Origin of the sequence: Saccharothrix sp. NRRL B-16314 (genome assembly GCF_000716595.1) — a bacterium.
In the GTDB taxonomy this organism is placed as follows: Bacteria; Actinomycetota; Actinomycetes; order Mycobacteriales; family Pseudonocardiaceae; genus Actinosynnema.
In genome coordinates, this window is sequence record NZ_JNXC01000084.1 from 1 (window position 1) to 1,223 (window position 1,223).

The following is a 1,223-nucleotide window of genomic DNA, read 5'->3' on the forward strand; positions in this document are numbered from 1 at the left end:
GTTCGCCGCTGCCGCAGGCGGCGACGGAGAGCAGGGCCGCGGTCATGACGCCGATCACGGAGGCGAGCCGGGTGCTGCGCATGGGAGGTCACTCCTTTGGGGACGGTTACCGGAAGGTGTGTTTCCCGGCTTGTCACAGGTGGTTCGACACCGGCGGGCGGCCGGATTGGTCGATCTCGGAAAAAGTCGGCGCCGGGTGTTCCTCAGACGAGCGGTAGGACCACGACGGCGGGGGTCGTGGGTTGGGCCGATCCGCCCTTCGGCTCCACGGTCAGGCCCACGGCTTCCCGGCCGGTGAAACCGCCCGCCAGCAAGGGGTCGACCTGTCCACCGGAGAACGCGAGCAGCCCGGCCGGACGCGGCCCGTCGGGACCGATCAACCACATCTGGTAGGCGCGGTCCTCGGGCAGTCGTGCCAGGCCTTGGGCGAGGAACAGCACCTCTCCCTCGGTCGACGACGCGACGACGGTGCCCGTACCGCCACCCGACACCTCACCGCGGACCAACTTGGCGTCCGGCGCCGACAACAACTCGGCGACCTGCGCGTTGTAGGCGTTGACTTGTTCCAAAGCCTGCACGTCACGTTCCAGCCGACGGTTCGTGTCGACGCCCTGGATGCCGAGCGTCACGGCGACCGCGATGCCCGCCGCGGCGACGAGCGCCGCGGTCCGTCGCCGCCACAGACGTGGAGCGGTGGGCGCGAGGCTCAGGTTGGTCCGCTGCGACGTTTCGATGACCTTCACGTGGTCGTCGGTCTCCGGTGGCAGCTGGCGCGTGTCGGCGACAGCGGCCAACACCCGGTCACGCAGGTGTGCGGGAGGCTCGACGGACGTCGCACCGGCCAGCAGCGCGGTGGTCTCGCGGAGTTCGGCCGTCTCCTGCGCGCAGTCCGAGCAGCGGGCCAGGTGCTCCTCGAAGACGCGGCGCTCGGCATCGGAGACTGCGTCCAGAACGTAGGCGCCCATCAGCGTGTGGGCTTCGGAACGGGCGGTGTTGTCGGTCATCGGGTCACCCCCAGGCAGTCTCGGAGCCTGATCAGTCCGTCACGCATCCTGGTCTTCACCGTGCCCAGGGGAATTCCGAGCACGGAGGAGACTTCCGGGTAGGTGTAGCCCTGGAAGTAGCCCAGCAGGATGGACTCCCGCTGCAACTCCGTCAACGCCGACAGGCACCGCTGCACCTGCCGCCGCTCGACCCGCGCCGCGACCTGCTCGCTCACCGCG

The 1,223-nt window shown here is 69.7% G+C and carries 2 protein-coding genes; both read right to left on the bottom strand.

The window, feature by feature from the left end; translation table 11 throughout:
- Positions 1 to 203 precede the first annotated feature (203 nt).
- A complete protein-coding gene (locus OQ02_RS39095; RefSeq protein WP_033443736.1) occupies positions 204 to 1,004 on the bottom strand; it encodes an anti-sigma factor in 801 nt (266 codons plus the stop codon).
- Positions 1,001 to 1,223, bottom strand: a 223-nt coding sequence (locus OQ02_RS39100; protein ID WP_033443737.1) for a sigma factor-like helix-turn-helix DNA-binding protein, incomplete at its 5' end; no start/stop codon positions are given. The genes OQ02_RS39100 and OQ02_RS39095, both read right to left, overlap by 4 nt.